24 protein-coding genes are annotated in these 25,093 nt (G+C 69.4%); 11 read left to right on the top strand and 13 right to left on the bottom strand.

Annotation, left to right across the window (positions count from 1 at the left end):
- Positions 1-5: 5 nt before the first annotated feature.
- Together AAN986_RS10440 and AAN986_RS10435 are read left to right on the top strand one after the other, a co-directional pair.
- Positions 6-995, top strand: coding sequence for a tripartite tricarboxylate transporter substrate binding protein (locus AAN986_RS10440; protein WP_349335629.1), 990 nt, complete (start codon positions 6-8; stop codon positions 993-995).
- 13 nt (positions 996-1,008) lie between these two features.
- Positions 1,009-2,640: a gamma-glutamyltransferase family protein gene (locus tag AAN986_RS10435; RefSeq protein ID WP_047219416.1), complete on the top strand. Its 1,632-nt coding sequence runs from the start codon at positions 1,009-1,011 to the stop codon at positions 2,638-2,640.
- 25 nt (positions 2,641-2,665) lie between these two features.
- On the opposite strand, the gene AAN986_RS10430 is transcribed toward AAN986_RS10435, so the two are convergent.
- Both AAN986_RS10430 and AAN986_RS10425 read right to left on the bottom strand, forming a co-directional pair.
- Complete coding sequence (locus tag AAN986_RS10430; RefSeq protein WP_349335628.1) at positions 2,666-3,661, bottom strand: tripartite tricarboxylate transporter substrate binding protein; 996 nt, start codon at positions 3,659-3,661, stop codon at positions 2,666-2,668.
- A 26-nt stretch (positions 3,662-3,687) separates the two neighbouring features.
- The gene (locus tag AAN986_RS10425) at positions 3,688-4,572 is read right to left on the bottom strand and encodes an amidohydrolase family protein (RefSeq protein ID WP_349335627.1); all 885 of its coding nucleotides are present in this window, start codon (positions 4,570-4,572) and stop codon (positions 3,688-3,690) included.
- 76 nt (positions 4,573-4,648) lie between these two features.
- Here AAN986_RS10425 and AAN986_RS10420 point away from each other — a divergent pair, with 76 nt between their 5' ends.
- From AAN986_RS10420 to AAN986_RS10400, 5 genes are all read left to right on the top strand, one after another.
- On the top strand, positions 4,649-5,620 hold the full coding sequence (locus AAN986_RS10420; protein WP_047219419.1) for a LysR family transcriptional regulator: 972 nt from the start codon (positions 4,649-4,651) through the stop codon (positions 5,618-5,620).
- A 24-nt stretch (positions 5,621-5,644) separates the two neighbouring features.
- Positions 5,645-5,911 carry a type II toxin-antitoxin system VapB family antitoxin gene (vapB, locus tag AAN986_RS10415; protein WP_016453264.1) on the top strand — a complete coding sequence of 89 codons (267 nt, stop codon included), beginning with the start codon at positions 5,645-5,647 and terminating at the stop codon, positions 5,909-5,911.
- Positions 5,908-6,354, top strand: coding sequence for a type II toxin-antitoxin system VapC family toxin (locus tag AAN986_RS10410; RefSeq protein WP_349335626.1), 447 nt, complete (start codon positions 5,908-5,910; stop codon positions 6,352-6,354). Before vapB ends, AAN986_RS10410 begins: the two co-directional genes overlap by 4 nt.
- Before the next feature lie 63 nt (positions 6,355-6,417).
- Positions 6,418-7,623, top strand: coding sequence for an MFS transporter (locus AAN986_RS10405; protein ID WP_013801714.1), 1,206 nt, complete (start codon positions 6,418-6,420; stop codon positions 7,621-7,623).
- A gap of 78 nt (positions 7,624-7,701) precedes the next feature.
- Positions 7,702-8,331 (top strand): DUF4124 domain-containing protein, encoded by a 630-nt coding sequence (locus AAN986_RS10400; protein ID WP_349335625.1) that lies wholly within the window; start codon positions 7,702-7,704, stop codon positions 8,329-8,331.
- A 63-nt stretch (positions 8,332-8,394) separates the two neighbouring features.
- On the opposite strand, the gene AAN986_RS10395 is transcribed toward AAN986_RS10400, so the two are convergent.
- Genes AAN986_RS10395 through AAN986_RS10380 form a run of 4 tightly spaced genes read right to left on the bottom strand, consistent with a single transcriptional unit; the run spans position 8,395 to position 13,267 of the window.
- Positions 8,395-9,540, bottom strand: coding sequence for an ABC transporter permease (locus AAN986_RS10395; protein WP_349335624.1), 1,146 nt, complete (start codon positions 9,538-9,540; stop codon positions 8,395-8,397).
- Between the two features lies 1 nt (position 9,541).
- On the bottom strand, positions 9,542-10,756 hold the full coding sequence (locus AAN986_RS10390) for an ABC transporter permease (RefSeq protein ID WP_047219430.1): 1,215 nt from the start codon (positions 10,754-10,756) through the stop codon (positions 9,542-9,544).
- A 13-nt stretch (positions 10,757-10,769) separates the two neighbouring features.
- The gene (locus AAN986_RS10385; protein WP_016448246.1) at positions 10,770-11,819 is read right to left on the bottom strand and encodes an efflux RND transporter periplasmic adaptor subunit; all 1,050 of its coding nucleotides are present in this window, start codon (positions 11,817-11,819) and stop codon (positions 10,770-10,772) included.
- Positions 11,816-13,267 (bottom strand): TolC family protein, encoded by a 1,452-nt coding sequence (locus AAN986_RS10380; RefSeq protein WP_016448247.1) that lies wholly within the window; start codon positions 13,265-13,267, stop codon positions 11,816-11,818. Before AAN986_RS10380 ends, AAN986_RS10385 begins: the two co-directional genes overlap by 4 nt.
- A 283-nt stretch (positions 13,268-13,550) precedes the next feature.
- On the opposite strand from AAN986_RS10380, the gene argA reads away from it, so the two are divergent.
- Positions 13,551-14,897 carry an amino-acid N-acetyltransferase gene (gene argA, locus AAN986_RS10375; RefSeq protein WP_349335728.1) on the top strand — a complete coding sequence of 449 codons (1,347 nt, stop codon included), beginning with the start codon at positions 13,551-13,553 and terminating at the stop codon, positions 14,895-14,897.
- A 171-nt stretch (positions 14,898-15,068) separates the two neighbouring features.
- Here argA and bla read toward each other — a convergent pair whose 3' ends face one another.
- A complete protein-coding gene (bla, locus tag AAN986_RS10370) occupies positions 15,069-15,980 on the bottom strand; it encodes a class A beta-lactamase (RefSeq protein WP_034367430.1) in 912 nt (303 codons plus the stop codon).
- A 109-nt stretch (positions 15,981-16,089) separates the two neighbouring features.
- Between bla and AAN986_RS10365 the strand changes: the two genes are divergently transcribed.
- The 3 genes from AAN986_RS10365 (at position 16,090) to AAN986_RS10355 (ending at position 18,466) form a co-directional block, all read left to right on the top strand.
- Positions 16,090-16,947: a LysR family transcriptional regulator gene (locus AAN986_RS10365; protein ID WP_016448249.1), complete on the top strand. Its 858-nt coding sequence runs from the start codon at positions 16,090-16,092 to the stop codon at positions 16,945-16,947.
- 93 nt (positions 16,948-17,040) lie between these two features.
- On the top strand, positions 17,041-17,712 hold the full coding sequence (locus AAN986_RS10360; protein WP_013801706.1) for a glutathione S-transferase: 672 nt from the start codon (positions 17,041-17,043) through the stop codon (positions 17,710-17,712).
- Positions 17,713-17,818: 106 nt separating this feature from the next.
- A complete protein-coding gene (locus AAN986_RS10355) occupies positions 17,819-18,466 on the top strand; it encodes a LysE family translocator (protein WP_016453272.1) in 648 nt (215 codons plus the stop codon).
- Between the two features lie 35 nt (positions 18,467-18,501).
- On the opposite strand, the gene AAN986_RS10350 is transcribed toward AAN986_RS10355, so the two are convergent.
- The 6 genes from AAN986_RS10350 to AAN986_RS10325 form a co-directional block, all read right to left on the bottom strand.
- Positions 18,502-19,458 carry a sugar-binding transcriptional regulator gene (locus tag AAN986_RS10350; RefSeq protein WP_012206377.1) on the bottom strand — a complete coding sequence of 319 codons (957 nt, stop codon included), beginning with the start codon at positions 19,456-19,458 and terminating at the stop codon, positions 18,502-18,504.
- A 45-nt stretch (positions 19,459-19,503) separates the two neighbouring features.
- Positions 19,504-20,625 carry an erythritol/L-threitol dehydrogenase gene (locus AAN986_RS10345; RefSeq protein WP_012206378.1) on the bottom strand — a complete coding sequence of 374 codons (1,122 nt, stop codon included), beginning with the start codon at positions 20,623-20,625 and terminating at the stop codon, positions 19,504-19,506.
- A 48-nt stretch (positions 20,626-20,673) separates the two neighbouring features.
- Positions 20,674-21,654, bottom strand: a complete 981-nt coding sequence (locus AAN986_RS10340) for an ABC transporter permease (RefSeq protein WP_016448253.1) — start codon at positions 21,652-21,654, stop codon at positions 20,674-20,676.
- Positions 21,655-21,702: 48 nt separating this feature from the next.
- Positions 21,703-22,467, bottom strand: coding sequence for a GolD/DthD family dehydrogenase (locus AAN986_RS10335; protein ID WP_047219421.1), 765 nt, complete (start codon positions 22,465-22,467; stop codon positions 21,703-21,705).
- The gene (locus tag AAN986_RS10330) at positions 22,464-23,519 is read right to left on the bottom strand and encodes a substrate-binding domain-containing protein (RefSeq protein WP_349335727.1); all 1,056 of its coding nucleotides are present in this window, start codon (positions 23,517-23,519) and stop codon (positions 22,464-22,466) included. Before AAN986_RS10330 ends, AAN986_RS10335 begins: the two co-directional genes overlap by 4 nt.
- A 63-nt stretch (positions 23,520-23,582) precedes the next feature.
- Positions 23,583-25,091 carry a sugar ABC transporter ATP-binding protein gene (locus AAN986_RS10325; protein ID WP_047219422.1) on the bottom strand — a complete coding sequence of 503 codons (1,509 nt, stop codon included), beginning with the start codon at positions 25,089-25,091 and terminating at the stop codon, positions 23,583-23,585.
- Positions 25,092-25,093 lie beyond the last annotated feature (2 nt).

The raw sequence follows: 25,093 nt of genomic DNA, 5'->3' as shown, positions 1-25,093 counted from the left end.
TCTCCATGCCTGCACCCGTGTCCCGCCGCCTGCTCGTCTGCTGCGCCGCCCTGTTGACCTGCGCCACGCCCGGCTGGGCCGCGCCCGCCGCCGATGCCTGGCCCTCGCAGCCGCTGAAGATCATGGTGGGCTTTGCCGCCGGCGGCGCCAACGACATCGTGGCCCGCATCCTGGCCAAGGAGCTGCAGCAGCGCCTGGGCCAGAGCGTGGTGGTGGAGAACCGCGGCGGCGCGGGCGGCCTGATCGCCAGCGAAGTGGTGGCCAAGGCGCCCAAGAACGGCTACACGCTGCTGTTGGGCTCCATCGGCAGCAACACCGTGGCGCCCGTGCTGGCCAAGAAGCTGTCGTTCGACCCGCGCAAGGACCTGGAGCCCATCACCCTGGTGGCCGAATCCGGCAACGCGCTGCTGGTGAACGCCGCCCTGCCCTACAAGACGGTGCAGGAAATGATCGAGGCCGCGCGCAAGGCGCCGGGCAGCATCAACTACGCATCGTCGGGCAACGGCTCCACCCTGCACCTGGCCGGCGCGCTGTTCGCGCAGCAGGCCGGCGTGAACCTGGTGCACGTGCCCTACCGCGGCAACGGCCCGGCCATCACCGATGTGTCGGGCGGCCAGGTGCAGGCCATTTTCTCGGGCATTCCGCCCGCCATCACCTCGGCCAAGACCGGCCAGACCCGCATCCTGGCCGTGACCACGAAGCAGCGCGTCAAGAACCTGCCCAACGTGCCCACCGTCGCCGAGGCCGGCCTGCCCGGCTATGCCTTCACGTCCTGGTACGGCCTGTTCACCACGGGCGGCACGGACCCGGCCATCGTCGAGCGGCTGGCCCAGGAAGTGCGCAAGATCATGGAGCGCCCCGAAGTGCAGGCCCAGTTCGAGGCCCAGGGCCTGGACCCCGAGACCAGCGACCCCAAGTCCTTCAAGCAGCAGATCGACCGCGAGCTGACGCGCTGGAGCCGTGACGTGAAGACCATGGGCATCACCTCCGACTGAGGCAGGCTCTTTCATGCACGCCTCTTCCTCTCCCTTCTCTCCCGGCAACCCCTACGACTCCAGGCGGGTGCCCGTGTTCGCGCGCAATGCCGTGTCCACCTCCCACCCGCTGGCGGCGCAGGCCGGCCTGCGCATGCTGTGGGCGGGCGGCAACGCGGTGGACGCGGCCATTGCGGCGGCGGCGGCCATGACCATCGTCGAGCCGGTGAGCAACGGCCTGGGCTCGGACGCCTTCTGCATTCTCTGGGATGGCAAGGAGCTGCACGGGCTCAACGCCAGCGGCCGCGCACCGCAGGGCTGGGCGCCCGAGTACTTCCACCAGCGCTATGGCCGCCAGGACAAGCCGCCGCGCCGGGGCGTGGACTCCATCACCGTGCCGGGCGCCGTCAGCGCCTGGGTGGCCCTGCACGAGCGCTTCGGCAAGCTGCCCTTTGACGCGCTGATGGAGCCGGCCGCCGAGATCGCCGAGCGCGGCTACCTGGTGCCGCCCGTGGTCCAGCAGAAATGGGCCGCAGGCGCGCCCGAGCTGCAATCGCAGCCGGGGTTCAGGGAAAGCTTCCTGCCCCGGGGCCGCGCGCCCGAGGTGGGCGAGCTGTTTTGCTTTCCCGCCGCAGCGCGCGCCCTGCGCGCCATCGGTGCCACGCGCGGCAAGGCCTTCTATGAAGGCGAGATTGCCCGGGCCGTGACCTCGTTCGTGCAGCAGCACGGCGGCTGCCTGGGCATGGCCGACATGGCCGCGCACGAGGTGCAATGGGTGCAGCCGCTGGCCAAGGACTACCGCGGCCACACGCTGCACGAGATCCCGCCGGGCGGGCAAGGCATTGCCGCGCAGATTGCGCTGGGCATTCTGTCCAACTTCGACCTGGCCAGCCTGCCCGTGGATGGCGTGGCCTCCCAGCATCTGCAGATCGAGGCCATGAAGCTGGCCTTTGCCGACATCTACCGCTACGTGGCCGACGCGGACATGGAGGTGACGCCCGCACAGATGCTGGACGACGCCTACCTGGCCTCGCGCGCCAGGCTGATCGATCCGCGCCGTGCGCAGGACTTCAAGGCCGGCAACCCCGTGCGCGGCGGCACCATCTACCTGACGGCGGCCGACGAGAACGGCATGATGGTCAGCTTCATCCAGAGCAACTTCTCGGGCTTTGGCTCGGGCGTGGTGGAGCCGAGCTTCGGCATCAGCCTGCAAAACCGCGGCCACGGCTTCGGCACCGACCCCCAGCACCCCAACCGCGCCAACCTGGTGGGCCCGGGCAAGCGCCCCTTCCACACCATCATTCCGGCCTTCCTGACCCGCGACGGCCAGCCGGTGATGAGCTTCGGCGTCATGGGCGGCAACATGCAGCCCCAGGGCCACATGCAGACTGTGGTGCGCATGCTGGACTACCGCCAGTCGCCCCAGGCGGCCTGCGATGCGCCGCGCTGGCGCGTCAACGAAGGCCTGGCCATCAACGTGGAAGGCGGCATGGACCCGGCCACCATCGCCGGCCTGCAGGCGCTGGGCCACCAGGTGGAGGTCATCCACGACCCCTACCAGGACTTCGGCGCCGGCCAGTTCATCTGGCGCATGGGCGATCCCGCCGTGGAGGGCTACCAGATCGCCAGCGACCCGCGCCGCGACGGGCTGGCGGCCGGGTACTAGAGGATCGGGAAAGTGCGCGCGGCGGCTACTCCGCGCGCAGACGCCCCTGCCGGGTCAGCCGCGCCGCCAGCGCGGCCTCTTCGCTGACCAGGCGCTGCAGCACGGCCGCGCTGGCCGGGAAGGGCTCGCTGCCCAGCTCGCGGATCAGGCGGCTGAACTCCGGGTCGGCCACAGACTGGGAGATCCAGCCATACAGGCTGTCCACGCTGGCCGTGGGCGCACCCTTGGGCGCGAACACGCCCACGAAGGTGGTGGCATCGAACACCGGCAGGCCCAGCTGGGCCAGGTCGGGCACATCGGCCAGCCCGCCGCCGGCGCGCGGCCCCAGCACGAACAGCGCGCGCAGGGCGCCGCTCTTGATATGCGGCGTGGAGCTGGTGATCTGGTCCACCACGGCGTCGATCTGCCCGCCGATCAGATCGACCAGGGCCGGCCCCGATCCCTTGTAGGGCACGGGATTGACGCGCACCTTCACCGCATCTTCCAGCTGCAGCACGGCCAGGTGATTGGGCGAGCCCGGGCCGGCATGGCCCACGGTCACGCTGCCATCCTTGGCCTTCATCGCCTTGATGAAATCGGCAGCGGTCTTGAAGCGCACGTCGTTGGCGCGCACCACCACGACCACGGGCGTGCGGCTGACCACGGCAATGGGCGCAAAGCTGTCGGCGCGGTAGGGCAGCTTGATCATCTCGGGCAAGGTGCCCAACTGGCCCGGCGTGGCCACCAGCAGCGTATGCCCGTCCGGCTCGGCGCGCGCCACCCAGCCCGAGCCCACGGCACCACCGCCGCCCGCACGGTTGTCCACGATCACGGACTGGCCCGCATGCCGGGCCAGCGGAATGCCCAGCGTGCGGGCCACGATGTCCACGTTTCCGCCCGGCGCAAAGGGCACGACCAGCGTGAGCGGCTTGGCCGGAAATGCGCGCGCCTGCACTGCAGATGCAGCCGATGCCGCAGCCAGCGCCGCGAAAGATACCGCCGTGCGGATAAAGCCTCTGCGGCCCGATGTGATTCGATTCATTTTCTCTGTCTCCTGCTATTTGAAAATCAATGACCCCAATACAGGCGCGCGGGGTTATCGACCAATACCGTGTGCCTGTATTCCTCTGGAACCCAATCCACCAGTGCCTGCGCCAATTCGCCAGCGGAATTCGAACGGGCCTTTATTCCGGGATGCGGCCAGTCCGACCCCCATACGATCCGGTGCGGATTGGCCTGCACCAGGGCATGTGCAATCGGAACCACGGCCGGGTCCACGGCCGATGCCGTTGCCGATATCCGGTAGGCGCCCGAGAACTTCACCCAGGCCCGGCCTTCCTTCATCAGCGCCTGCAGGTTGCGGCTGCCCGGCCCGCCGGCGCCCAGCTGGCGCGACGGGTGGCCGAAGTGATCCACCACCACGGCCACGCCCATGTCGGCCACGCGCTGCGCCAGGCCAGGGTCTTCATCCACGTTCACCAGCAACTGCATGTGCCAGCCCAGGCCCCGGATGCGGTCGGCCACGGCCCGCAGGCTGGAGACGGAGACCCCGCCCGAAAACAGCGCATTGCACCGTGCGCCGCGCACGCCCAGGGCGTGCAGCGCTTCGATCTCTGTATCCGGCGTGTCCTCATAGATCACGGCCACGCCACGCATGCGGCCCGCCTCGGCATGGCGCAGCGTCTGCTTGAGAAGGCCGTGATCGCGGCCATACACGCTGGGCTGGACCAGAACGCAGCGGCCCACGCCCAATGGGCGAAAGGCTTTCCAATAACCGTCCATGGACGCGACAGCCGGCGTATAGGCGCGCTCCGCAATCAACGGAAAATCATCGGAACGACCAAATACATGGAAATGGGTATCGCAGGAATTTTCTGGAAACAGATATTGTTCCGCTGGATTTTCGACTGCGTCGCAATTACCGGCACAGCGGTTGAAACTGGGTGAATTCATGGGCATTCATTTCAAAGCTGGTGCATTGTCGTGACGCACGTAAAATTCAGTCAAGCTCATCTTTGTCATCATCAAAATGAACAGCATTCAACATGCCGACGGCGCGCCCCGGGCTCCAGTCAACCTGCGCAGCATCGACCTCAACCTGCTGGTGATCTTCGAGGCCCTGGTGGAAGAACGCAGCGTGGGCAAGGCCGCCGCGCGGCTGGGCATCACCTCCTCGGCCGTCAGCCATGCGCTGCGCCGGCTGCGCACGCAGTTCAAGGACCCGCTGCTGCTGCGCACGGCCGAAGGCATGTCGCCCACGCCCGAGGCCGTGCGCCTGGCGCGCAGCTTCCGCAAGGCCTTCAGCGAGATCGAAAGCGCCATCGAGGTCAGCAAGGGATTCGATCCGGCCACGGCGCGGCGCAATTTCCACCTGCGCCTGTCCGACTACGTGGGCGTGCTGCTGCTGCCGCAGCTGTGCATCCATCTACGCGCCGTGGCGCCGGGCATCAGCCTGTCGGTGCAGTCCTTCGACGGCCGCCAGCCCTCGGACCGTGTCGAGTACGAAGGCGTGGAAATCCGCCTTTCCGTCTCGCGCGGGCGCTCGGTGCTGTCGGCGTCACGGCGCCTGCTGGACGACCAGTGGATGGTGCTGATGCGCAAGGACCATCCGGCCGCCGCCTCCCCGCTCACGCTGGAGAAATACCTGGAGCAAGGCCACCTGAAGGTCACGGGCGTGGGCAGCAGCATCGTGGATGAACTCCTGGCCGAGCGCGGGCTGGCGCGGCGCGTGATGTTCCAGGTGCCCACCTGGCTGGGCATGGTGCCCGTCATCGAATCCACCGACCTGGTGGCCGCCATGCCCGCGCACTGGATGCACAGCGTGCTGTCCGGCTCCAACTGCGTGGCGCGCCCCATGCCCCTGCCCGAGCTGGCCCTGTCCATCGACGCCGTCTGGCATCCGCGCAACGACCATGACGCGGGGCACAAATGGTTCAGGGAGCTGATCCACCAGATCTTCCAGGAGGCGTACAGCAAGTCACAGCGCGGATATATACTTTGATACATACCAGCAGGAGGAATCGCCGTGACGCAGACTGCCAAGCTTTTCACCACCGGTCGCAGCCAGGCCGTGCGCCTTCCCTATGAATTCCGGTTCGAGGAAAAAGAGGTCTACATACGTCGCGACCCCGTCACGGGCGACGTGATCCTGTCGCGCCGTCCCGACTCATGGCAAGAGTTCTTTGCGCTCGACGCCACCACCGACGTGCCGGCCGATTTCATGGACACCGCTGACCGAGCGCAGCCAGAGTCAGGCCGCGATCCGTTTGCCGACGAAGGCAGTGCGCGATGACACGCTACCTGCTGGACACCAACATCGCCAGCCACATCATCAAAGGCGATATCCCTGCCGTGCGCGAACAGCTGGTTCGCGTACCCATGCACCAGATCGCAGTGTCGGCGGTCACGCAGGCCGAACTGATGTACGGGGTCGCCAAGCGCGGCCACCCTGCCGGGCTGTCGCTGCGGGTGACAGGATTCCTGGCCCGCGTCGAGGTGCTGCCCTGGACGGCCCAGGTGGCCGATGCCTACGGCCACCTGCGCGCCGCCTGCGAGGCGACCGGCATCACGCTGGCCTCCATGGACATGATGATTGCCGCGCACGCCCTGCTCCTGCAGCAGCGGGCCGCGCAGGCCGGCGAGCGCTCGGTGCTGGTCACAAGAGACCGGGTGTTCAGCCGCATTCCCGAACCCGGACTGGCCATCGCGGACTGGACCACCGGCCCGGCTGGCTGAATCGGCGCTTAACCCAGCCCTCATGCTTTTCGGTGAAGATGCGGTCTTTCCGCCGCACAAGCCATGACACCAGAACAACACACTCCAGCGCTGCAGCGCCGCAACCTCGGCCTGCTCGTGGCCGCGCAATCGCTGGGGGGCGCGTCGCCGCCCATCATCATTTCGCTGGGCGGCCTGGTGGGCCAGCAGCTGTCCACCAATCCCACGGCCACCACGCTGCCTGTCAGCATCTACCAGCTGGGCCTGGCGCTGTCCACGCTGCCTGCGGCCTGGCTGATGCAGCGCATGGGGCGGCGCACGGCCTATGTGCTGGGAGCCATCCTGGGCGTGGTCTCGGGCGTGATCGCCGCCCAGGGCATTGCGCACTCCGATTTCGTGACCTTCTGCATCGGCACGGCGCTGGCGGGCTTTTACGCGGCCTGCGTGCAGAGCTACCGCTTCGCGGCCACCGACGCCATGACCGACCCCGCCGAGCAGGCTCGCGCCATCTCGCGCGTGATGATCGGCGGGCTGATCGCGGCCATCATCGGCCCGCAGGTGGTGATCTGGACGCGCGACGCCCTGCCCATGACGCCGTTCGCCGGCAGCTTCTACAGCCAGGCCGTGCTCGCCCTGCTGGCCCTGCCGCTGCTGCTGGGCCTGAAGCTGCCGCCGCCCCAGGCCCGCGCCGTGGCGGGCGAGGCCCGGCCGCTGGCCGAGATTGCGCGCACACCGCAGTTCATCGTGGCGGCTTCGGCCGGCGTGGTCAGCTACGGCCTCATGGCCTTTCTGATGACGGCCGCGCCCATGGCCATGGTGGGCTGCGGCCACACGGTGGGCGAGGCGGCGCTGGGCATCCAGTGGCATGTGCTGGCCATGTTCGCGCCCAGCTTCTTCACGGGCCGGCTGATCGCGCGCTTCGGCAAGCGCCGCATCACGGCGCTGGGGCTGGTGATGATCGCCGCCTCGGCCCTGATGGCGCTGATGGGGCTGGAGTTGCTGCACTTCTGGGGCTCCCTGGTGCTGCTGGGCGTGGGCTGGAACTTCGGCTTCATCGGCGCCACGGCCATGGTCACCGAGTGCTACCGGCCCGCAGAGCGCGCCAAGGTGCAGGCGCTCAACGATTTCCTGGTCTTCGGCACCGTGGCCGTGGCCTCGTTCGGCTCGGGCCAGCTGCTGCACACGGCCGGCTGGGACGGCATCAACACCTGGCTGCTGCCCATCGTGGGCGTGGTGCTGCTGATGCTGGCCGTGCAGGGACGGGGTCGCGGCGCGGGCGCGCCGGCCTGAAGTGTGAAGCGCATGTCGGAACGGACGCCATGCCAGGCCATCGGAAATCGTGGTCCAGACCTCTTGTGGAGAGAATCCATGCGTGAAGCCATTGCACTGTTGTGCGGCCTGACATTCGCAGTTCCAGCCATGGCGCAGATCTATCAATGCAAGGATCCATCCGGAGACATGAATTTCTCCGACCGTCCATGCAGCAGCGCGCAAGTCGGCGGCATGATCGAGCGCCGAAAGACGGATGCGGAGATTCTCCAGGAGCGCGCCGAGGCCGCGCAGGCCAACGAGCGCAAATACCGCCAGCAGGCCGCTGAAGAACAGCGGCGCCAGATCGATAGCCAGCAGCGCATGATCGACCAGCAGGCGCAGCAGCCCACGCCTGCATCAGCCTCCCCGGGCTGCGGCCAGGCTCGCAAGGAGCTGGAATTCGTCTCCAGCATCCGCAGTCTCTCCGAAGGCGAAAAGCGCATGCGCATGAATGCGCAGATCTCCAACGTGAACGCATCCTGCGGCACGAATATGCCCTTGCTCCAGGAGCCACCCAAGATTGTCCTGACCCCTCCAGCCGGCACCCGCACCGTAAAGCTCGACCGGTGCAAGGCAGACAGCTGCTTCGACATCAAAGGCAACCTCTATCGCCGGTATCGCGACACCTTGACCGCCTACAACGGGCTGATCTGCCTGCTGGAAGGCGACACGATCCGCTGCGACTGAGCGGCGCCGTCCAACCCATGATGGGACCCGCCAAGGCGGACCTGTGCTGGACGCAGCATCGGTCTACTTGCGGCCATCCCCGGGCAGGTCCGCACGGCGGCTGCCCAGCCAGAGCACGGCCACCCAGCCCAGCAGCGCCAGGGCCAGCAGCACGGACAGATGCCATAGCGCCGCCTCCAGCGGCGCGCCGGCCTGGTTCAGTCGCAGCGAGGCCTGGATGGCCGCCGTGCTGGGCGACAGCCAGCGCAGCGCCTGCAGCAGTTGCGGCAGGGCTTCGGCCGGCCAGCTGAAGCCGCCGACGAAGGCCAGCGGGATGGAGGTGAACAGCACCACCTGCATGGCACGCTCGCGGTTGGCCAGCCACCAGCCCAGCAGCGCCGCCGCCCCCGCCACGGCCGGGACGAAGACGGCCAGCAGCGCCAGCGCGCCCCAGGGATTGCCGCCGCGCGGATAGTCGTGCCAGACGAAGATCCAGCCGAAGTAGTACAGGCCCGAGAGCCAGCCCAGCGTGCACAGCGCCAGCAGCCGCGCCAGCCAGGTGCGTGCCGGCGCCCGGTCCAATCCCTGCTCGCGCCAGGTTCCCACCAGCAGCGCGCCGCCCATGAGCAGTGTCTGCTGCAGGATGATGATGGCCACGGCGGCGACGACGAAGCTGCCGTAGCCTTCCGTCGGATTGAACAGGGCCTGCATCTGCAGGTTGACGGGCGAGCGGCTGGCCTGGGCCTGCAATGCGCTCTGTCCGCCGGCCGTCAGCCGCCGCAGCTCCACGCCTGCCGAGACCGTGCCGAAGGCCTCGGCAAAGCCGTACTGCACCTGCTTGGCGGCCAGCGGGTAGGCACCGTTGGCATAGACGGGGACCACGGCCTCTTCGCTGCGCACCACGCGGCGCTTGAGGTCGCGCGGCAGCAGCGCGTAGCCCATGACGCGGCCATCCAGCAGGGCCTGCTGCGCCTGGGCCTCGTCGCCCGTGACCAGGGTCACCTCGATGCGCGGGCTGGCCTGGGCAAAGCGCAGCATCTGGCGTGCCAGGCCGCTGCCGTCGTGCTGCACCACGGCCACGGGCACGCGCTGCACGACCTCCTGCCCATAGAACCAGGGATAGAAGAAGCCGTAGAGCACGGGTGCGCCCACCAGCAGCATGAGCACGCCCACGTCGCCGAACACGGCACGCAGGGCGCTGATGAAGTCTTGCGCAAAGCCCCTGGCCATCTCAGCGCCCTCCCCATTTGTCGGGGCGGGAAAGGCCGCGCGCCAGGCCTGCCGTGGCCAGCAGCAGCAACACCAGCGCGGCCAGCAATAGCCCGGCCACCACGGGCAGGCTCTGCACGATGGGCGCGCCCATCTGCAGCTGCTCTATCTGCAGCCGCGCATAGTGGGTATAGGGCATGGACAGGGCCCAGGCACGTGCCGAATCCGGCATGGCCAGCAGCGGAAAACCCACGCCGCTGAACGCAAAGGCCGGCGCCGACAGCAGGCCCGCGCCCGACAGCGCCGTGCGCAACGACAGCGTGAGCGCCGCCAGCAGCGCCCCCGCCGCCAGGCTCACGGCGATCAGCAGCAGCAGGGCCAGCGCCACCCAGGCCAGGCTGGCAGCGCCCTGCCCCGGATGCCAGCCCCGTCCGGCCGTGAGCCACAGCATGGCCAGCGTACCGCCCAGGCCCAGGCTGGCCCAGGACAGCGCCAGCTTGCCCGCCAAGGCGCCCGCAATGGCGCTCCAGCCGGGCTTTCCCGGGCCCGCAGCCTCGGCCATCCACTGGCCCAGCGTGCGGTCGCGCAGCTCGCGCCCCACGGACCAGGCGCCGGCCGTCATGCCCAGGATGTGCAGCAGCGCGGGAATCAGCGCCGCCGCCAGGAACTGCTCGTAATTGGTGGAGATGTTGAACAGCGACACCAGGTTGGTGCGTATGGGCTCCATGCGCACGCGCAGCGCCTGGGCCGGGTCGCCGCGCTTGGCACGGGCCTGCATTTCCACGCCGGCCGACAGCGTTCCCACCACCTGGCGCAGGTCGCGCTGGATCAGGCTGGAATGCGTGGCCAGCTGGGCGTTGTGCATGAGCACCACGTCGGCCCCCTGGCCCCGCTTGATGTCGCGCGCAAAGCCGGGCGGGATCTGCACCACGGCGTAGGCATTCATGGACTGCAGCGCCCATTGCGCCTCCGAGGCATTGAGCGCCTGCGACTGCACGGCCAGGCCCGGCGTGGCGTCCAGCATGCGCACCAGTTGGCGCGACAGGGCGCTGTGGTCCTGGTCCCAGACAGCGACGGGCAGGCGCTGGACCAGGCCTGCCGAGAAGATCCAGACCATGAGCAGCAGCGCCAGCAGCGGCACCCAGCTGACCATGGCCAGGTCCCAGGGCCGTCCGCGCAGCAGACGCCATTCGCGCCGCAGGCTGGCGGCAAAGGCCGTGGGCGGGTTCGCGCTCACTGCCGCCGGCCGCTCAACGGCCGCCTTCCACAACCACGCTCATGCCGGGCCGCGCGCCTGCAATGGGCTGCTGCGGCCGCGCGCGGACCTCGAAGGTGCGCGCATCGAAGCCCTGGCCGGCGCGCGTCGCGCGCCAGGTGGCGAAGTCGGGCAGCACACCCAGGTAGTAGACCTCGAAGCCGGCCTCGCGGTTGTCCAGGCCCGGCAGGCGGCCGGTGAAGCGGCTGCCCTGGGCAAAGCGTGCAAGCTGGTCCTCGCGCACATTGAGCACCACCCACTGGTCGGCCAGGTCCACCACGGTGACCACGGCCACGCCCTGCGGGGACAGCTCGCCCTGGCGGGCCAGCACCTGGACCACCTCGCCGCCCACGGGGCTGCGCAGCTCGGTCTCGGCACGCGCGGCCTCCACCTCGGCCACCACGCCCTGCACCTGGCGTGCCTGGGCCTGGGCAGCGCTGCGATCCTCCTGGCGCGCGCCCGAAGCCGCCATTTCATACTGCGCACGCGCAGCCAGCGCCTGGTCGCGCGAGGCGCGCCAGTTGGCATCAGCTTCATCACGTTTCTGGGCCGCAACCAGTCCCTGGTCGAACAGGCTTTGCACGCGGCGCAGCGAGGTCTGGGCCAGGTCGGCGGCCGTCTGGGCGCGCTGCCAGTTCAGGCGCGCCATCTGCACTTCCTGCGGGCGTGCGCCGGCCTGCGCCTTGTCGGCCTGGGCCTGGGCGGCATCGCGCGCGGCCTCGGCCTGGGCCAGCTTGGCGCGCACCTCGGGGCTGTCCATCTCCACCAGCAGATCACCGGGCTGGATCTTCTGGCCTTCGGTGACGCGCACCTTGGCGATGCGCGCCGTGACCTTGGGCGCGATGTCGGTCTCGCGCGCCTCCATCTGGCCCTGGAAATACAGGGGGGCGGGCTGCGCCGCACGCCAAAAGCCCCAGGCCACGAGCAGCAGCACGGCCAGCACGATGGCCAGGGCCAGCCAGGGGCGCCTGCGCCCCGGCGGCACGGGCGCGGGGCCGGGTGCTTCGGTGGCGCTGCGGGGATGGTCGGGCGTGGCTGTGCTCATGGTGCGTCGGGTGGGATCTGTATGTCGGCCTGGGCCATGAATCGGTCGAATTCCTCGCTCTGGCCCGTGCTCTCCAGCAGTGCGGCCAGGGCCTGCACATACTGGTTGGCCAGTTCGGCACGCTGGGTCTGGACCTTGGCGAGATTGAGGCTGGCATCGATCAGGTCCAGCGTGGTGCTGGTGCCTTCCCGCAGGCCGGCCTCGCGCAGCCGCAGCAGCTCGCGCGCAAGATCCTCCTGGGCCTGCTGGGCCTGGTACTGGCGGCGTGCCTGCTCCACGCCCAGCCAGTTCTTCTCGACCAGCAGCGCGATGTCGCTGAGCGCCTGGGCTTGGGTCAGCTCGGCCTGCTCGATCTTGCGCTGCGAGGAGGCGGCCAGCGCATCGCGGTCGATGCTGTCCCACAGCGTCCAGCGCACGGCCACGCCTGCCACCCAGTTGGGCTTGCCGCTGGTGTTGACCTCGCGCGAACCGAAGGCCAGCAGCTGCGGCCGGCGCAGCGCCTCCTGGGCATCGTGCAGGGACTCGGCCTGGCGCTTCTTGGCCTGCACCTTGTCCAGACCCGGATGGTGCGACTGGGCCGCGGCGACAAAGCCGTCCAGCGGCGGCAAAGGCCGGCTGCTGACGAACAGCGGCGTACTGGGCAGCACCTGCCGCTGCGCCTTGACCGTGCGCGCCAGCGCCGCTGCGGCCAGGTCTGCGTCGTCGCGCGATTTGCGCGCCTGCTGCTCGGCGTCGGCCAGCGCGGCACGGGCCTGCAGGCGCTCCAGCCGGGAGATCACGCCCGCCTTGAGCATGCTTTGCGCGGCCGCGTCATGCACGCGCACGCCCTCAAGCGCACGCTCGCGCAGCCGTGCGGCCCGCTCGGCCAGCTGGGCGCCGAAGTAGCGCTGCACCAGCAGCGAATGCAGGGCGTGGCTGCTGCTGGCGGCATCGGCCAGGGCTTCGTCGGTGGCAGCGTCCAGGCCACTGCGCACCGCATCGGACAGGCCGCCCAGGTACAGCGGCCAGACCAGGGACAGGCTGGCCGAGGCATTCGTGCTCTTGCGCTGCAAGGCATAGGAGGTGGGCAGTTGCGGCAGCGAGGGAATGGCCGGCCCCACCGAGGGCGGCAGCTGGCCGAGGACGCCGTCCAGGGTGCGCCGCGCAGGATCGAGATCGATGTCGGCATTGGCCGAGTAGCGGTAGCCCAGGCCCGTGATGGCCACGGAAGGCCCGCCCAGCCCCTGCGTACCCTGGCGTCTGAGGCGCGCGCTTTCCACGGCCTTGGCCGAGGCGGCCAGTTGGTCGGAGCCCTGCAGCAGCGCCTGGCGGGCCTGCACGAAGCTCATCGCGGCGGCAGCCTGGGAGGCCGGAGCCTCCCCTGCAGCCTGGGCCGCCCCTGCGACCATGCCCAGCGCCGCCAGCCACGGCACAAGGCGCGCGGGCCGCGCAAGCAACGGAAAAAACATGGAAGCGCTCAATGGCATGAATGGGGGCGCCTTGCGTGGTTCACCGATGGTGGCGAAGCTTACACGGGCTTGCAGGCGGCCCTCCGTCGGACAAGGTCCTGTGCCTTGTGCCCCCGGCACCGTGCAGCAGGGCCGATTTGCGTGGCGTTCCATCCCATTTCTGTGCGCAGGTGCCGCGCCATGCCGCTACACTGGCGCCTGCCTGCGCGAGCATGTCCTGGCGGACCTGTCCGCAGGCCTTTTTTTTCTGCCCGGCATCGGCCCGATGCCCCGACTGACCACCATGTCCACCGTCTTCAACTTCACCTTCGTCCCCTGGTTCCGGTCCGTGGCTCCCTATATCCACAAGTTCCGACACCAGACCTTTGTGGTGGGACTGACGGGCGAGGCCATCGCATCGGGCAAGCTCAGCTCCATCGTCCAGGACCTGGCCATGATCCAGGCCATGGGCGTGAAGATCGTGCTGGTCCATGGCTTCCGTCCCCAGGTCAACGAGCAGCTTGCCGCCAAGGGCCATGAGGCCCAGTACTCGCGCGGCGTGCGCATCACCGACTCCGTGGCGCTGGACTGCGCCCAGGAAGCCGCCGGCCAGTTGCGCTACGAGATCGAGGCCGCCTTCAGCCAGGGCCTGCCCAATACGCCCATGGCCGGCGCGCGGGTGCGGGTGATCTCGGGCAACTTCCTCACGGCGCGGCCCGTGGGCATCGTGGACGGCGTGGATTTCAAGCATTCGGGCCTGGTGCGCAAGGTCGATGTCAGCGGCATCCGCAGCGCACTGGACATGGATGCCATGGTGCTGATGTCGCCCTTCGGCTTCTCGCCCACCGGCGAGGCCTTCAACCTGAGCATGGAAGAGGTGGCCACGCGCGTGGCCATCGAGCTGAAGGCCGACAAGCTGATCTTCATGACCGAGGTGCCGGGCATCCGCATGGACCCCACGGGCCCGGCCGACGAGACCAACCCCATCGACACCGAGCTGCCGCTGGCCACTGCCCGCCGCATGCTGTCCGAGCTGCCCACGCCCGAGCAGCCCACGGACACGGGCTTTTACCTGCAGCACTGCGTGCATGCCTGCGAGCACGGCGTGGAGCGCAGCCACATCCTGCCCTTCGCCATCGACGGCGCGCTGCTGCTGGAGATCTATGTGCACGACGGCATCGGCACCATGATCATCGACGAGAAGCTGGAGGAGCTGCGCGAGGCCACGCCCGACGACGTGGCCGGGATCATCCAGCTGATCGAGCCCTTCGAGAAGGACGGCACCCTGGTCAAGCGCAGCCGCACCGAGATCGAGCGCGACATCGCCCACTACACCATCATCGAACACGATGGCGTGATCTTCGGCTGCGCCGCGCTCTACCCCTATCCCAGCGCCAGGACGGCCGAGATGGCGGCCGTCACCGTCTCGCCCAAGAGCCAGGGCACGGGCGACGGCGAGAAGCTGCTCAAGCGCATAGAGCAGCGCGCCAAGGCCCAGGGCCTGGACAGCCTGTTCGTGCTGACCACGCGCACCATGCACTGGTTCATCAAGCGCGGCTTCCAGCCCGTGGACCCCGACTGGCTGCCCGAGGCGCGCAAGGCCAAGTACAACTGGGACCGCAAAAGTCAGGTCCTGGTCAAGAAGTTGTAACCCCCTGAGGCGCTGTGCGCCTTCCCCCTCACGAGGGGGCATACGGGCGGCCGGCGACACCCTCGGTGCGGGGGCGGCGCGGCCGGCCCAGGCCCTTCCTCGGTGTCTCTCGTCTTCAGGCCGCGCCAATTTTTTTGAAATCGCCCAAATCAAGCGACATGGTGGCGCAACTCAGCCTTGCACTGCTGCCTGCCAGCGTGCAGCCGCCTTGCCGGCCGCTGCCAGCGCCGCATCGCGCTGCGGCGCGTCGGCCGGGCATTCGGTGAGGTAGCCGGTCACCAGCAGCGGTGCGCTTTGCGGCGTGGGCCAGGCGATGACGGCATCGTTGGCCGTGCCGCGATCGCCGGTGCCCGTCTTTCCACCCACGCGCCAGCCGGCCGGCATGCCAGCGCGCAGGCGCTTGTCGCCCGTGCGGCTGGCCACCAGCCACTGCTGCAGCAGGGCGCGGCCATGGCCGTCCAGCACCGATCCCAGCAGCAGGCGCTGCATGCTTTGCACCATGGCCAGCGGCGTGGTGGTGTCGCGCTCGTCACCGGGCAGGCCTTCGTTGAGTTCGGGCTCCATGCGGTCCAGCCGCGTGGTCTCGTCCCCGCTGGCGCGCAGCCACTGCGTCAGCGCCTGCGGTCCGCCGCTGGCGTCCAGCAGCAGGTTGGCGGCGGTGTTGTCGCTGAGCACCACGGCGGCCTCGCACAGCTCGGAGATGGTCATGCCGCCGCCGTCACCGGCACGCGGGCCGCTGGCCGGCGAGTAGGGAACCAGCCGGGAGCTGGCGTAGTGCACGCGGCGCGACAGGCGCTCATCGCCCTGCTGCACGCGGTCCAGCACCTGGGCGGCCAGCAGCAGCTTGAAGGTGCTGCACATGACAAAGCGCTCATCGCCGCGGTGGTCCACGCTGGCGCCCGACTCCACCTCCAGCACGGCCACGCCGAGCCGGCCGCCCACACTTTTCTCGATGCGCGCCAGCTCCGTCCTGAAGGCCTGGTCGGCAGCCCCCTGTTTTTTTGATGGCAGGGCGCAGCCCGCCAGCCCGGCCGCCATCCAGGCGGCCGCGCCGCCTGTCATCAGAAAATCGCGTCTTTGCATTGTTTTTCCTTTTCAGTTGCAGATCGACAACCGCAACGATAGCGCCGCGCCCAATCTGCGACCAGCGTGAATAATTGGCAGCATCCCTTAGAAAAACTATTGGCTCACCATGCAACTGCCCCTCAATGCCCTGCGCATGTTCGACGCGGCCGCGCGCCATCTCAACCTGACGCGGGCGGCCGACGAGCTGTGCGTGACCCAGGCCGCCGTCAGCCAGCACATCCGCAACCTGGAGGAGCGCCTGGGCAAGCCGCTGTTCCGGCGCCTGCCGCGCGGCCTGGCGCTGACCGACGAGGGCCATGCGCTGTGGCCTGCCGTGGCCGAGAGCTTTGCGCGCATAGAGCATTCGCTGCAGCAGGTGGCCGAACCGCGCCCGCGCGAGATCCTCACCGTGGGCGTGGTCGGCACCTTCGCCATCGGCTGGCTGATTCCCAGGCTGGGCCAGTTCCAGCAGCAGCACCCCTACATCGACCTGCGACTGCTCACGCACAACAACCGCGTGGACCTGGCCGGCGAAGGGCTGGATGCGGCCGTGCGCTTTGGCGACGGCGCCTGGCAGGGCACGCGCGCCGAGCTGCTGCTGCGCGCGCCGCTGACGCCCATGTGCACCCCGGCCCTGGCCCAGCGCCTGCGCCAGCCGGCCGACCTGGCCGGGCAGACGCTGCTGCGCTCGTACCGCCTGCAGGAGTGGGAGAGCTGGTTTGCCACGCTGGACCAGAGCGCGCCGCTGGCGCGCGGCGCCATGTTCGACTCCTCGCTGACGCTGGCCGAGGCGGCCGCCCAGGGCGCGGGCGTGGCCCTGCTGCCGGCGCGCATGTTCCAGCACCTGCTGCAGCAGGGCCGGCTGGTGCGCCCCTTCGAGCAGGAGGTGGACACGGGCGCCTACTGGCTGACCCACCTGCGCTCGCGCGCACCCAGCGCGGCGCTCAAGACCTTCAGGCAATGGCTGCTGGCGCAGCTGCAATAGCCACGGACGCCCGCGGCAAGACCCGCAGGCCGCCCGACTTTGGCCCCGGCGCTATCATCTGCCGCTTTTGGCCCCTAGCCCCGTTCCCGCTCCATGACCCAGACCCTGCCGGTTCTCTACTCGTTTCGCCGCTGCCCCTACGCCATCCGCGCCCGTCTGGCGCTGGCCCATGCCGGCCTGGCCTGCGAGCTGCGCGAAATCAACCTGCGCAACAAGCCGCAGGCGCTGCTCGACGCATCGCCCAAGGGCACGGTGCCCGTGCTGGTGCTGGAGGACGGCCGCGTGATCGAGCAGAGCCTGGATGTCATGCTGCACGCGCTGCGCGCCAATGACCCGGACGGCTGGCTGGCACCGACCAGCGGCTCGCTGCCGGACATGCTGGCGCTGATCGAGCGCAACGACGGCTTTTTCAAGCACGCCCTGGACCGCTGCAAGTACCCCGAGCGCTATACGGCCGAAGAGGTCAACCACGCCCAGGCCGATGCCCTGACCTGGCTGGCCGAGCTGGACGACCAGCTGGAGGCCACCGGCTACCTGTTCGGCCAGAACCCCAGCCTGGCCGACATGGCCCTGCGCCCCTTCGTGCGCCAGTACGCGCGCATCGACGAGTCGCAATGGAACGAGCAGCCCTGGCCGCATCTGCAGGCCTGGCTGCAGCGCTGGATCGACTCGGCCCTGTTCGCAGAAGTGATGGAAACCTACCCGGGCTGGGTGCCCGGCACGCGCGGCCCGGTCTTTGCCGCCGGTGGCGTGGGCAGCGACTGACGCCTGCCCGCCCCGTGTGCCCTGCCCCGGGTCGGCAGGGGCTGCGCAAGGCAGGCAAAGCTGGCACAGTGGCAGGCTGTTGCCAACCGCATGAGCCTTCGCCGACATGACCCTCGCCACCCTGCTCGTCTTCTCCCTGGTCGCGCTGATCGCGATCATCACCCCCGGTCCCACCGTGCTGCTGGCCCTGGCCAATGGCTCGCGCCACGGCGTGCGCCGCGCCCTGCCGGGCATGCTGGGCGCCGTGCTGTCTGACTTCGTGCTGGTCGGCGCGGTCGCGCTGGGCCTGGGCGCCCTGCTGGCAGCCTCGGAGTTCTGGTTCTCGGTGGTCAAGTGGGCGGGAGCGGCCTACCTGGCCTGGCTGGGCCTGCGCATGCTGCGCAGCCAGGGCGGATCGCTGTCGGCACCCCAGGGTGACGGCAAGGCAGAGGCCGGCGCCGACGGCTACAGCGCCCGCACCGTGCTGCTCAAATCGTTCCTGGTCGCCGTGACCAATCCCAAGGGCTACCTGTTCTGCTCGGCCCTGCTGCCCCAGTTCATCGACCCGGCGGCCGCCCAGGCGCCGCAGTACATCGCCATTGCGCTGGTGTTCGCGCTCATCGATTTCCTGGTGATGCTGGCCTATGCCTTCGCCGGATCACGCGCCGCGCGGCTGCTGCGCGGGCGGGCCGTGATGTGGCTGGACCGCCTGTGCGGCGGCATGCTGCTGGCGCTGGCAGGCTCGCTGGCCTTCTACCGCCGCGCGTCGAACTAGGCGCGCGGCCCAAGAGCCGCGCCTCCCCCACTGCGTCAGCGCGTCGTCCCCATGACATCGTCCAGCTGCAGCACGGCCGCCGCGTTGGCCGTGGTGGTGGCCAGGGTGTCGATGGCGCCGGTGCGCAGGGCTCCAAGGATGGCCGTGACCTTGCTGGATTCCGCCGCCACGGCGATGACGTTGGGTATGCGCAGCAGGTCCTCGCGGCTCAGGCCGATGACGCGGTCCTGCATGGGGGTTGCGGCCGGCTGGCCGTGGATGTCGATGAAGTCGTAGCCCATCATGTCGCCCACCGTGCCCGCGCGGCGGGCGTCCGAGATCTCCTGCGCGGAAAACCAGCCCATGCGGGCCATGTTGCTGTCCACGCTGACATCGCCCACGCCGATGAGGGCGATGTCGGCGCGGCGCGCCTTGTCCAGGGTGTGCCTGACGGTGTCGTTGTCCAGCAGCGCCTTGCGCAGTTGCGGATCGCCCACCAGGGCCGGCGCATAGAGCGATTCGGACTTGCCGCCAAAGCGCGCGGCCAGGCGGCGCGCGATGTGGTCGGCGTTCATCGCCTCCCCACCACGGTAGGAGCCGCCGATGGCGCTGACGAAGTGGCACTCCCGCCGTGTGGCGGACAGGGCGTGCTCGGAGACCGAGGACACGTTGCGCCCCATGCCCACGGCCACGATGGAGCCGTCGACCAGGATGCGCTCCAGCTCGCTGGCCACCAGGCCTGCCAGCAGTTCGCGCTGCCGGTCGGCATCCTTGTGGTCCACCGCGATCAGTGCGCGCTTGATGTGAAAGCGCTCGGTCAGCTGCCGCTCCAGGTCGGCGGACACCAGCGAATGCGGCCGCACGCGGATCTCGACAATGCCCTCTTCCTGCGCGCGGCGCAGCAGCCGCCCGACGGTGGCGCGCGAGATGCCGAACTCCTTGGACAGTTGGTCCTGCGTGCATCCATCGACGTAGTACAGGGTCGCCAGTCGCGTCAGGTCGCTTTCAGTCAAGGGTGCCTCCAAGGGTGCCGGGAAAGGCGCGCAGTGTAGCGCCGCTCACCGGGCCTCGCCAGCGTGGGGCAGCAGCAGGACCTTGACCGAGTCCATGGAATCGGCCACCCGGATGGCGCTCTCCCACTCCGACAGCGCATAGCGGTGGGTGACGATGCCCTCGGAGGTGACCAGCCCGCGCGCCAGCAGGTCGATGGCAATGGGGTAGCAATGGGCGCTCAGGTGGGCGCCGCGCAGGTCCAGCTCCTTTTCCTCGCCGATGATGGACCAGTCCACCGTGGTCTCGCGCCCGAAGACGCTGAACTCCACGAAGCGGCCGAGCTTGCGCACCAGGTCCAGCCCCTGCGTCACACCCGAGGGCGCGCCCGTGGTCTCTATGTACACATCGCAGCCATAGCCGTCGGTCAGCGCGTGCACGATGGCGCGGGCATCCTCGCGCGCGGGGTTGATGGTCACGTCGGCGCCGCAGCGGCGTGCCAGCGCCAGGCGCTGGTCCGACAGGTCCATGACCACCAGCCGGCGCGGCGTCTTCAGGCGCGCCACCTGGGCCATGAGCAGGCCCAGCGTGCCCGCGCCGGCGATGACCACCACATCATCGAGCTGGATGTCGCCGCGGTTGACGGCATGGATGGCGCAGGACAGCGGCTCGGTGATGGCCGCATCCTCGAAGGCCACGCTCTCGGGAATCCGGTGCACCACGGCGCGGGCGGACAGGCGCATGTACTCGGCCATGCCGCCATCGGCCACCTGGCCCTGGAAGCCGTAGACGTCGTGCACCTCGCACATCCAGCGAAAGCCGGTCCTGCAATAGCGGCAGGCATGGCAGGGCACGATCTGCTCGGCGATCACCCGGTCACCCAGCTGCACGCCGTGGTGCTCCTGCGCGCCCTCGCCCACCTGCACCACATGGCCCCAGAACTCGTGGCCCGCGATCACCGGCGGGCGCACATAGGCGGGGCGGCCTTTTTCCGGATCTCCCCAAAAGCGCGGCGCGCCAGCCCAGCATTTGCAGTCGCCCGCGCAAATGCCGCAGGAAGCCACGCGGATGACCAGCTCGCGCGGCCCGGCCTGCGGACGCGCGACGCGTTCGAGCCGGTAATCCCTGGGGCCGTGGCAGACCACGGCCAGCATGTTCGTATCGGCGGCGTCAGGCAGGGTGTTTTGCATGGAACTCTCCCGGGTTGCAGGTTGTGGACAGGACGTGGGCGCAGCGCTTCATGCCCTGCGGCGTGAACTGTCGAGCAGCACGGCGCCGACGATGATCACGCCCTTGATCAGCTGCTGGTAGTACGAGGACACGCCCAGCAGGTTCAGCCCGTTGTTGATCACGCCGATGAGCAGGGCGCCGACGACCGTGCCGCCCAGGCTGCCCGTGCCGCCCGACAGGCTGGTGCCGCCGATCACCACGGCCGCGATGGCGTCCAGCTCGTAGGACACGCCGGCCTGCGGCAGCGCCGCCGTGGTGCGCGACGCCAGCAAAATGCCGGCCAGCCCCGCGAGCAGGCCGCTGACCACATAGACCAGCAGCACGATGGCGCGGGTGTTGATGCCACTGGTCTTGGCGCTGCGCAGGTTGCCGCCCACGGCGTAGATATAGCGGCCATACACGGTGTAGCGCAGCACGAAGGCGAACACCGCGACGGCAACGGCAAAGATCACGATGGGCATGGGCACGGGTCCCAGCTGGCCGGCGCCGATGGCAAGAAAGCCGTCGGGCAGCTCGGACACCGGCATGCCGTCGTTGTAGATGTAGGTCAGGCCACGCGCCGCACTGAGCATGCCCAGCGTGGCCACGAAGGGCGGCACCGCGAACCAGGCCACCAGCAGGCCGTTGACGCCGCCCAGCAGCATGCCCACGCCCAGCCCGGCGCCCACGCTCACCGCCAGCCCCTGGCCATCGGCCGCCAGCCAGGCGCCGACCATGCCGGCCAGCGCCAGGATGGCGCCCACCGACAGGTCGATGCCCGCCGTCAGCACCACGCACGTCATGCCGATGGCCAGGATGCCGTTGATGGAGGTCTGGCGCAGGATGTCGGCCCAGTTGCCCCAGGTCATGAAATGGGGGTTGGCCAGCGCCAGCGCCGCGCACAGTGCAACCAGCGCGATGACCACGCCGTAGCGCTCGCGCAGGCTGCGCAGGTCCAGCGCGCGCCGCCCCAAGAGCGGCGGCGAAGATGCGGCTTGAAGATTCGTCATGGAGGACTCCCGCGTTGATGGAAGAAAGGCGTGGGGCCGGCAGGCCGCTCACTGGATGGAGTAGCCCCCGTCGATGACGATGTTCTCGCCCGTCAGCATGCCGGCGTGCGTACCGGCCAGGAACACGGCCAGCCGCGCCACCTCCTCGGGCTGCGCAAAGCGGCCCGTGGGGATGAGTGCCCGCATGGCCTCCCCCACCTGCCCGGCCCAGGCCTTGCGGCCCAGCGGCGTGTCCACCACGGTCGGCGAGATGGCGTTGACGGTAATGCCGTCCGTCGCCCACTCCAGCGCCAGCACGCGCGTCAGCCCCACCAGGCCCGCCTTGCTGGCGCAATAGGCGGCATGGCGCCGGAGCGCGACCACGCTGGCCTGCGAGGCCAGGTTGATGATGCGGCCGTGGCGCTGGCGGCGCATGGCCGGGGCCACCGCCTGGGCCAGCAGCAGCGGCGCCGTGAGGTTGACGGCCAGCGTGCGCTCCCAGGCCGCCTCGCTGACTTCACCGGCCGGCTCCAGCAGCGCCACGCCGGCGCTGTTGACCAGAATGTCGATGCGGCCCGTGGCCTCCAGCACCGTGGCCACCGCCTGCTCCACGCCCGCAGGCCTGGTCACATCCGCCGCCAGCGCCAGGTGGGGCCTGGGCTCCGCCAGGCTGGCAGCGGCCACGTCCAGTGCCTGCCGCTCCAGGTCCAGCAAGGCGACGCGCGCCCCGCCCGCCGCGAGCTGCCGGGCAATCGCCAGGCCGATGCCGCCCGCGCCGCCGGTGACCAGGGCCGTGCGGCCGTCGAAGTCCCGCTCCAGGCTGTCGGCGCTCATTTGCGCACCTTCTGCAAGAAGGCGTCGGCATTGGCGGGCACGATGGCGGTCCAGGGCACCTCGTAGGATTTGGCCGTGCCATCGCCCCAGGGCATGGCCTGGGCATACTCGCTCCATACCACCGAGCGCGGCCGGTAGGACGGGCCGACTAGCTGGCGCAGCAGCACATCCAGCGCGCCCTGCGCCTGGGCCTGGGCATCCTGGAAATTGGTGGTCATCTCCCCGCGCTTGACGGCCGTGATGGCGGCGGCCACGCCGTCCACGCCCACCACCGGGATGGTCTTGATGTCGATGCCCTTGGTCTTGATGGCCTGCACCGCGCCCAGGGCCTCGTCGTCGTTCTGGGCGATCACGCCCTGGATCTGCCCCGGGAATGCGGTCAGCCAGTTCTCCATCAGGCCCATGGACTCGGCGCGCGACCAGTTGGCGGTCTTGCGCGCCAGCACCTTCACATCCTTGTGGCGGGCCAGCACCTCGTCATTGCCGCGCGCCCGCTCGATCTGTGCCGACTGGCCTATGGGCCCCTCGATGACGACGATATTGCCCTTGCCGCCGATGGCCTTCATCAATGCCTCGGCCTGCATGCGGCCGGCCACCACATCGTCATTGCCCACGTAGGAGGTCAGCACATCGCCCTGCACGCGCGTGTTGGAGCCCACCACGGGAATGCCGGCCTTCACCGCCTTGTGCACGGGCGCCGCGCCCGCCTTCAGGTCGATGGGCACGAAGAGGATGTCGTCGTACTTCTGCGTGATCATGGTGTCGAACTGGTTGCTCTGCGTCAGCGCGTCGTAGTTGCCGTCGAACACGGTGATCTGCACCATGCCGTCCTTCACGGCCGGATGCGCCTTCAGCTCCTTGGTCCACATCTGCATGAACTCGCCCTTGAGCCCATAGACGGCCGCGCCTATGCGGTAGGGCTTGGCCGGTGCGGGTACTGGTGCTGGTGCCGACAGCGGGGCCGGAGCCTGGGCCCGGACCTGCGCTGCGGCCAGGAACAGCCCACCGGCAAGCGCGGCGGCAAGCACGGTGGTGAAGCGGAAAAACGGCATGGTCATGTCTCCTGTGTGTTGTGAAAGGCAAGGGGAAAAACGCTGCATGGGCATCGCCCGGGCTCAGGAAGCGAGGTGCATCAGCGCCTCCTGCGTGATGCCGTGGCCGGCCACCACGCGGTCAAGCCGGCCTTTGCGGAAGATGGCAATGCGGTCGCTCAGCTCCAGCAGCTCCGGCGCCTCGGAGGACACCACGACCACGGCATGGCCCTGCGCGGCCAGCGAGGCCAGGAAGGCGTACACCTCGCGCTTGGCGCCTTCGTCGATGCCGCGCGTGGGCTCGTCGCACAGCAGGCAGACGGGATTGGTGGCCATGCAACGGGCCAGCACCACCTTCTGCTGGTTGCCGCCGCTCAGGCCCGAGACCGGCATGGCCGGGCTGGCCAGCTTCACGCGCAGGCGCTGCAGCAGGCCGCCCACCAGCACGCGCTCTGCCGCGCCATCCACCACCCCGGCGCGCTGCAGGCCCGGCAGTGCGGGCAAGCTGGTGTTGAAGCGCACCGAGGAGCTCATCACCAGCCCCGTGGCCTTGCGGTCCTCGGTCACCAGGGCCAGGCCCGCCTTGATCGACGCCGCCGGATTGCCGCGCGGCAGGGGCCGTCCACCCAGGCTCGCCTGCCCCTGGTCGGCGCGCGTGAGGCCGTACAGGCAGTTGAGGAATTCGCTGCGGCCCGATCCCATCAGTCCGTAGATGCCCAGCACCTCGCCGGGGGCGACGTCCAGGCTGATGTCCTCGAACTCGCCCCGGCGCGTGAGCCCCTGCACCGACAGCAGCGGCTCGCCCGGCGCCGCAGCCCTGCGCTCGCTGGCGGCAGCGCGGACCTCCCGGCCCACGATGAGCCTCACCAGCTGCCGCCGGTCGATATCGGCCAGCGCGCCGGTCTGCACGAAGCCGCCATCGCGGAACACCGTGTAGCTGTCGGCAATGGTGAAGATCTCCGTCAGGCGGTGCGACACATAGAGGATGCCGGCGCCCTGCGCGGTCACGCGGCGTATCGCGTCGAAGAGGATGGCGGTCTCGCTTTCGCCAATGGCCGAGGTGGGCTCGTCCATGATGATCAGCTCGCTTTGCCGGCTCAGGGCCTTGGCAATCTCCACCAGCTGGGTCTGCGCCAGGCTCAGGCGGCCCATCTGCGCACGCGGATCGATATCGAAGCCCAGCTGCCTGAGCAGCGCATCCGCCTGCTCCAGCAGCGCGGCATGGCGGACCACCACGCCGGCGCGCCGGGGCTCGCGGCCCAGGAAGATGTTCTCGGCCACGCTCATGCCCGGGATGGGCGACAGCTCCTGCGTGATGATGGACAGGCGGTGCGCCAGCGCCTCGTGCGGCGTGGCGAAATCCACCGGCCGGCCCTTGAGCAGTATCTCGCCGGCATCGCGCCGCAACAGGCCCATCACGATGTTCAGGAAGGTGGACTTGCCTGCGCCATTGCCGCCGCACAGCGCGTGCACGCTGCCCGCCTGCAGCTCAAGGCAGCCGTTGCGCAGCGCAGGCACGCCGCCGAAGCTCTTGGCCACGCCGCGCGCCTGCAGCAGTGCGGTGCCGGTATCGGTACGGGTGCCGGTGCCCATGG

Source organism: Delftia sp. DS1230, from assembly GCF_040112715.1.
Taxonomy (GTDB): Bacteria; Pseudomonadota; Gammaproteobacteria; order Burkholderiales; family Burkholderiaceae_C; genus Comamonas; species Comamonas tsuruhatensis.
This window is presented reverse-complemented; position numbering and strand designations above follow the sequence as displayed.